We start from the raw sequence: 6,772 nt of genomic DNA, 5'->3' as shown, positions 1-6,772 counted from the left end.
ACGTGACCGATGGTGCCCACGTTGACGTGGGGCTTGGTGCGCTCGAATTTGCCTTTTGCCATTTTTCCGACTCCGAAAAAAATCTATGCCAACACAACAGGATCTCGGCGCAACCGAACTCGGACGCACCACAAATTGGTGCCCATGGCGGGAATCGGACCCGCGACCTCTCCCTTACCAAGGGAGTGCTCTACCACTGAGCCACATGGGCCATTTGGAACCACCGAGGCAGCACCAAAGACTTTTCAAATTCTACAAACCAGCCAACAGACAATGGAGCGGGAGACGGGAATCGAACCCGCGTCATTAGCTTGGAAGGCTAGGGTTCTGCCATTGAACTACTCCCGCACAAGCAGCATTCACCACTTTCACGCCGCCAAACCAACGCCGAGCACCTTGACACATCATCCAAAACTGGTGGAGGGGACTGGATTCGAACCAGTGTAGGCGTAAGCCAACAGATTTACAGTCTGCCCCCTTTAGCCACTCGGGCACCCCTCCGAAGAATTTCGAATTATAGCACTAAATTTTGCCTTATCGCCGAGTTGCACAGCAACATCGCGATTTGACATAACGACATACCCTCACCAGCACCTTCAGAACAAAGGCAATTGGCGTGAATCACTGGTGCGGCTGGCGGGGATCGAACCCACGACCCTCGGCTTCGGAGGCCGATACTCTATCCACTGAGCTACAGCCGCACTTGATGTACCGAATCAACTCTACGATTATTGCACGAGCACGGCCTTCCAACATCCACATAGCCATGGCGAACCGAACGAGGAGCCTCCGCTGCGTGCAGGCTCCGCGCTCGCTCCATCACTCCAACCTCACATCAGCACCTGCGTTCAGGTCGTTCAGTGGATAGCACGGAACTCCCTCACGCCTCACCACCCGGGGCCGCGTTTCGCTCACAGCCTCTACGCCTCTACCCGGAAGACGCCACGCTCAGCGCAGGCGTCACATCATCACACCTATAATTAAAGGTTGATTTCATCAAGCCCCCGATACACCTGAGGACGTCATGAGCGATAACAAACATCACGAAGAAGCGCACACCGGCCCGATCAAAAACCCCAAGCAGTTGTTGTTCGCGGTCATTTTTTCGTTTGTGATTCCGATCTTTGCCATCATTGGCCTAGTCTTGTATGTGACCTCTGACAACAAGACGGCGGCTGGCGCGGTCAATCCCGAAAAGGCCATCGCCGAGCGCATTCAGAAGGTTGGCATGGTGGAAATTCGTGATGCCAACCGCCCACTACGCGGCGGCGAGGAAGTCTTCAAGGGCCAATGCGCCGCTTGCCACGCCACAGGAGCAGCCGGCGCACCCAAGCTGGGAGATGCCGCCGCCTGGGGTCCGCGCATCAAGAGTGGGTTTGACGCATTGGTTCAGTCCGCACTCAAGGGCAAGAATGCCATGGCACCCCAAGGTGGTGGCGAATTCAATGACACCGAAATTGCCCGTGCGGTGGCCTTTATGGCAAACGCCGGCGGCTCCACGTTTGCCGAGCCCGCGGCCCCTGGAGCGCCTGCGGCAGCAGCACCTGCAGCAACGGCAACGCCAGCCGCTGCTGCGACAGCACCGGTGGCGGCCGCACCCGCTGCGGCCTCGGCCAATGGCGAAAATTTGTACAAGCAAGCTTGTCAAGTGTGTCATGGTGCCGGGATAGCAGGTGCGCCCAAGTTCGGTGACAAGGCCGCCTGGGCTCCTCGCCTTGCCGCCGGCATTGATGCGACATATGCCAGTGCGGTTCAAGGAAAGGGCGGCATGCCAGCCCGAGGCGGTACACAAGCCTCGGATGCAGACTTGCGTGCAGCAGTGGAATACATGGCTGCTGCAGCCAAGTAAGCACCCATCCCACTCCGAAGACTCGCCCCGAACAATGCCGACCCGAGTGGTCGGCTTTTTTGCCCACGCTGGACGACGACCACCCTCAACGGCAGCTCAAACAAGCGTGCTGCGCACCTTCGGGCTCACCACAAAACCGTATTGCTGGGGAAGATCGGTGCTGCTCACGGCTTGCGGCGACCAGATCCCCTTTTCAACGGCATCCGCAACGGCTTCCATATCCAGGGTGTGAACCAGCCCCACACCGAGGGCGGAGCCGAGATAGACGCGGCCGCACTCATCCTGCAGGCAGCCTGTGGCAATGGTTCTGGCGCCCGTGTGCGCCACCAACGAAAGGTCGGGTTCGATCCGCCACACCCAAGGTGTGCACTCGAGCTCGACATACACCTTCTGAGGGCCGTTCTGAAAAAACCACTGCCCGTGAGGATCGTGCTCGTAATTGCGGTGGATGAATTCAATGAGCTTCTCGTGTTGCAGCAAAGAACCCCTGCTTTGGGGAAAGGGGCCTGCCGCCTGCACGGCATCGTCACGCAGATACCACCGCCCACGGGCGTCCAGGCCCAGCCAGCCGTAGCAATCGGGCACATGGGGCCATTTCGCAAGCGCCTGTTTGACGATATCATCCATGTGCTGATTGTGCTCCGTTCAGCTCGATGCCCGAGCACGGCGATGCAACGGCATACTGCAGCAGCCATCCCACCACCAGGTCCGGCATGGCGCCGCACATGCCCTGGCATTCGCCCCTGTGCAAAGCCCACATGGCCACCGTGCAAGGGTTGCCACAAATGAACATACGGCCCCACCTCGCAGGTTGTAGGCAGGCTTGCCGCCGGCACAAAAGGGTCATTGCGGGCATTGAGCACCAAAGCCGGGATACGAATGCAGTGCAGCAGTGGTTTCACGGAAGCGCGGCGCCAGTAATCCTCGGTGTTTCTGAACCCATGCAGCGGCGCCGTGAACACGTTGTCAAACGCATGCAGATCACGGGCCTTCAACAGCCGTGTCCCGAACAAACAGGCCCGGATGCTGTGCAAGTTTCTGCAGGGCTTTTGGAATGAGCGTCCGCATGAACATGCGTGTGTATACCTGCCGGTTGAAACCGCGGCCGATCGCCCTGCCCCCTGCCGCCAGATCCAGAGGGGAACACACCGCGGCCACGGCATCCACACTGCGGCAAGCCTGTTCGCCAGCCTCCGCCGCCCACCGCAACAACGCGTTGCCTCCCAGCGAGAATCCCACGGCCATCAGCGGCCCCCGATGGGCACTGCGCAAGCGTGCCAGCATCCAGCCAATCTCCTCGTGGTCGCCCGCATGGTAGGCTCGTGGCGCCCGGTTGATTTCACCGCTGCAGCCGCGAAAATGCGGCAGCGCGCAAGCCCAGCCCCGCTCGCGGGCCGCATCGGCGAAAGCCTCGGCATAGTGGCTGCGAGAAGATCCCTCCAGGCTATGGAAAACCACCAACAACGGACGCTGCATGCCTGGCGGGATACCATCGTCGAGGTAATCCACATCCACAAAATCCGCATCGGGCGTCGTCCAGCGTTCGCGCCGATAAGGCAGCGCCGGCCAGATCGTTTGCAGTTGCCCACCGAGCAACCAGCGCGGCGCCACATAGCTCAGGGCACCTTGTCCGCTCTCGGCGATCTTTGCAGGCATGCAATCTCCCTCGCGGGCGGGCAATGCTCAGTGCAGCACCGGCCGCTCAGAATCCAGCGCCTGGGCATCCAGCGCCGCACCGGGGCTTGCGTGGTGCGCCACCATGCGCCAGCCTTCCGGGGTCTTGTGGTACATATTCGTCGCCATCACGACGGTCTGGTGCACGCCATCGGGCAGCGTCACCTGAAGCCGCTCGACCACGCTGTGCGCCGCACTGCCCAGCGCAACCACACGATGCACCTGCATGGGCGTCGCCCGCACCACCCCATGGCTGAACATCGACTCAAAGGCGGCGCGAATCGAGTGCGCACCCAACAGGCGTGGACTGCCGGGGTGCACACACACAATGTCTTCATCCTGCGCCCAGCAGGACATCAGCATTTCGATGTCACCGTGCTGCAACGCTTCGTAAAACGCGGCTTCAATATCGTCGGCAGAGCCGCTCAGTATGGCGGCTCCTGGGCGTGAACGGGGCATGGGATGGCGGGGATGTGGCGAAGCTGGTATTGTGCTTCGCTCTGGCCTGCGCAGGTGCTGGTACGGTTTCTGGGCCACGCCTGCCTTGCTGCAGAATCCACCGGCAGGTTAACCCTTGCGCAAATTCGCTTTTTCAGAGACAGGTCCGCCACCATGAAACGTCTTCTTGCCCTTTTCACGGCTGCTCTGCTGCTTACAGGCTGCGGCTACAACGATTTTCAGCGCCTGGACGAACAATCCAAGGCCGCCTGGAGCGAAGTGCTCAACCAGTACCAGCGCCGTGCCGATCTGGTGCCCAACATTGTCGCCACCGTCAAGGGCGAAGCCAGTTTCGAGCAGGACACGCTGACCAAGGTGGTCGAGGCCCGCGCCAAGGCCACGTCCATCCAGGTGACGCCGGCAACGCTCAATGACCCCGCGGCTTTTGCCAAATTCCAGGCCGCGCAGGGCGAACTGTCGGGTGCGCTGTCACGCCTCATGGTGGTGGCCGAGCGCTATCCCACTCTGCAAGCCAATCAGGGCTTTCGCGACCTTCGCGTCACGCTCGAAGGCACCGAAAACCGCATCACGGTGGCACGCAACCGTTACATCCAGACTGTGCAGGAATACAACGTGCTCGCGCGCAGCTTTCCCACCAACCTGACCGCCATGGCATTCAGCTACGCACCCAAGCCCAGCTTCAGCGTTCAGAACGAGGCGCAGATCACGGCACCTCCGGCGGTGGACTTTTCAGCTTCCAAACCCTGATATCTGATCATTTATGCCTGTAGCGCTTATCCGCCGTGCGCTAACAGCTATATTATTTATAGCAATTTGTTGGGGCAGCGTTCACGCCGACACATTGCAACCGGTTCCCGCGCTCACCGCCCGCGTGCTGGACCAGACCGGCACCCTGAACGCCAGCCAGCTGCAGGCGCTGGAACAGCAACTGGCAGCCCTCGAACAATCCAAGGGCTCCCAAGTGGTGGTGCTGATGGTGGCGACCACGGCCCCCGAAGACATCGCCAGCTACGCCAACCGCGTCGCCAACGTCTGGAAGATTGGCCGTCGCGAAGTCGGTGACGGCGTGCTGGTGCTCGTGGCCAAAGACGACCGCAAGATGCGCATGGAGGTGGCCAAGACGCTGGAAGGCGCCATTCCTGACATTGCAGCGGCCCGCATCATCGACACCGCCATGAAGCCGCGCTTTCGCGACGGCGATTTTGCCGGCGGCCTGCAAGCCGCGGTCACCCAGATCGCCGCCCGCATTGCCGGCGAAGCCCTGCCCGAGCCGCAAGCAACCGCCCAGGCGTCGGACGAAAACAGCGCAATCAGTTGGAGCGAATGGGCCATTTTCTTGTTTCTGGGGGTCGCAGTGGCGGGCCCCGTGATTCGCTCGCTGTTCGGTAATGCACTCGGCACGGTGCTGACGGGTTCTACTGCAGCGGTTGTGGCTTATGTGGCCACAACCAGCCTACTGCTCGCGGGATTGGCGGGGCTGGCAGCCTTGGCCTACACACTGCTCAGTGCCTCGTCCCGAGCCATGCCCGGCCGTGGGCGCGGCGGCAGTGGCTGGGGTGGCGGCGGCATCGGTGGTGGTGGCTGGAGCGGCGGGTCGTCCGGCGGTGGCGGGTTTAGTTCCGGCGGCGGTGGCGATTTTGGGGGTGGTGGCGCCTCGGGAGACTGGTAACCATGACTGCGCCTTTTTCCTTCCTCTCAGGCATTGCCCGCCTCTTTCGGCACCGCTGGCACGACCTGTTCGTGCGCAGTGCACTGCCGTCCAGCACCTTGCAGCGCCTCACCACCCGCATTGCCGCCGGCGAACAGCGACACACCGGACAAATCCGCATCTGCGTCGAAGGCGGTCTGCCCTGGAGCTATCTGCTGCGCAAGGCGCCCGTCCGTGAGCGCGCACTGATGATGTTCAGCAAGCTGCGCGTCTGGGACACGGAGCACAACAACGGGGTGCTCATCTACCTTTTGCTGGCGGAACACTCCATCGACATCGTTGCCGACCGCGGGTTGCACGCGCATGTCAGCAACGCCGAGTGGCAACAGATGGTTGCGCGCATGTCCTCGTCCTTCCGAGCAGGTCAGTTCGAGCCAGGATTGGTTTTGGCCGTGGACGAGGCGACGGACCTGCTGTGCCGCCATTTCCCGGCCCAGCCTGGTACGGCGCAACGCCCTAACGAATTACCTGACGAACCGCATATCTCATGAGTTTTGTGCGCCCAAAAGCGCACCCCGCACCCGGCCTGGATTGCTCAGCGCCAATAAAAAAACCCGGCAAAGCCGGGTTTCTGGGGTGCCGTCAACCGGAAAGGCTGATTTACCTCTTCTGGCGGTACTTGCGCAACGCGGCAATCTGCGCGGCCATGACGGCCAGTTCGGACTGTGCCTTGGCCAGATCGATCTCGCTCTTGGCATTTTTCAGCGCTTCTTCGGCAGCTGCCTTGGCAGCATTGGCCTTCTCGTCATCCAGATCCTTGCCACGGATGGCGGTGTCGGACAACACGGTCACGCAGTCGGGCTGAATCTCCAGAATGCCACCGGCCACGAAAACAAACTCTTCGCTGCCATCGGCCATTTCAATGCGCACCGAGCCGGGCTTGATGCGCGTGATCAGCGGAGTGTGGCGTGGGTACACACCCAGCTCGCCCGCTTCACCGGGCAGCGCAATAAAGCGCGCTTCACCGGAGAAGATGGACTCTTCGGCACTGACCACATCAACGTGGATGGTGTTCATCATTGCTCCTGGGAAAAGATGGGTTGCTTGATCGGCGAAAGGCTGGCCGGCCGGAACCGGTCAGC

Annotated in this window: 7 protein-coding genes, 4 tRNA genes and 2 pseudogenes; 4 read left to right on the top strand and 9 right to left on the bottom strand. The window is 61.2% G+C overall.

The features are described from left to right. The 5 genes and pseudogenes from J8G26_RS17790 to J8G26_RS17770 all read right to left on the bottom strand — a co-directional run. A pseudogene (locus J8G26_RS17790) lies at positions 1–62 on the bottom strand (elongation factor Tu); the annotation flags it as partial. A 74-nt stretch (positions 63–136) separates the two neighbouring features. After that, positions 137–211 (bottom strand) — tRNA-Thr (locus J8G26_RS17785). Between the two features lie 63 nt (positions 212–274). Further along, a tRNA-Gly gene (locus J8G26_RS17780) sits at positions 275–348 on the bottom strand. A gap of 67 nt (positions 349–415) precedes the next feature. Beyond that, a tRNA-Tyr gene (locus J8G26_RS17775) sits at positions 416–501 on the bottom strand. Positions 502–625: 124 nt separating this feature from the next. Further along, positions 626–701 (bottom strand) — tRNA-Arg (locus tag J8G26_RS17770). Between the two features lie 323 nt (positions 702–1,024). Here J8G26_RS17770 and J8G26_RS17765 point away from each other — a divergent pair. Further along, positions 1,025–1,849: a c-type cytochrome gene (locus J8G26_RS17765; protein ID WP_210570568.1), complete on the top strand. Its 825-nt coding sequence runs from the start codon at positions 1,025–1,027 to the stop codon at positions 1,847–1,849. A gap of 96 nt (positions 1,850–1,945) precedes the next feature. On the opposite strand, the gene J8G26_RS17760 is transcribed toward J8G26_RS17765, so the two are convergent. From J8G26_RS17760 to J8G26_RS17750, 3 genes and pseudogenes are all read right to left on the bottom strand, one after another. Continuing rightward, positions 1,946–2,476, bottom strand: a complete 531-nt coding sequence (locus tag J8G26_RS17760; RefSeq protein WP_210570567.1) for a DUF2946 family protein — start codon at positions 2,474–2,476, stop codon at positions 1,946–1,948. Next, positions 2,469–3,469: pseudogene (locus J8G26_RS17755) on the bottom strand (alpha/beta fold hydrolase). Before J8G26_RS17755 ends, J8G26_RS17760 begins: the two are co-directional and overlap by 8 nt. 63 nt (positions 3,470–3,532) lie before the next feature. Next, positions 3,533–3,982, bottom strand: a complete 450-nt coding sequence (locus J8G26_RS17750) for a nuclear transport factor 2 family protein (RefSeq protein WP_210570566.1) — start codon at positions 3,980–3,982, stop codon at positions 3,533–3,535. 153 nt (positions 3,983–4,135) lie between these two features. Between J8G26_RS17750 and J8G26_RS17745 the strand changes: the two genes are divergently transcribed. From J8G26_RS17745 to J8G26_RS17735, 3 genes are read left to right on the top strand one after another with little or no spacing between them, the layout of a single operon-like run. Further along, complete coding sequence (locus J8G26_RS17745) at positions 4,136–4,729, top strand: LemA family protein (RefSeq protein WP_210570565.1); 594 nt, start codon at positions 4,136–4,138, stop codon at positions 4,727–4,729. Between the two features lie 13 nt (positions 4,730–4,742). Beyond that, positions 4,743–5,651, top strand: a complete 909-nt coding sequence (locus tag J8G26_RS17740) for a TPM domain-containing protein (RefSeq protein WP_210570564.1) — start codon at positions 4,743–4,745, stop codon at positions 5,649–5,651. A 2-nt stretch (positions 5,652–5,653) separates the two neighbouring features. Next, positions 5,654–6,181, top strand: coding sequence for a TPM domain-containing protein (locus J8G26_RS17735; protein WP_210570561.1), 528 nt, complete (start codon positions 5,654–5,656; stop codon positions 6,179–6,181). Between the two features lie 109 nt (positions 6,182–6,290). On the opposite strand, the gene J8G26_RS17730 is transcribed toward J8G26_RS17735, so the two are convergent. Next, a complete protein-coding gene (locus J8G26_RS17730) occupies positions 6,291–6,707 on the bottom strand; it encodes a F0F1 ATP synthase subunit epsilon (RefSeq protein WP_087748109.1) in 417 nt (138 codons plus the stop codon). Positions 6,708–6,772 lie beyond the last annotated feature (65 nt).

Origin of the sequence: Acidovorax sp. JG5, from assembly GCF_017939685.1 — a bacterium.
In the GTDB taxonomy this organism is placed as follows: Bacteria; Pseudomonadota; Gammaproteobacteria; order Burkholderiales; family Burkholderiaceae_C; genus Acidovorax.
The sequence above is the reverse complement of the archived record's forward strand: the minus strand, read 5'-3'. Positions and strand labels throughout refer to the sequence as shown.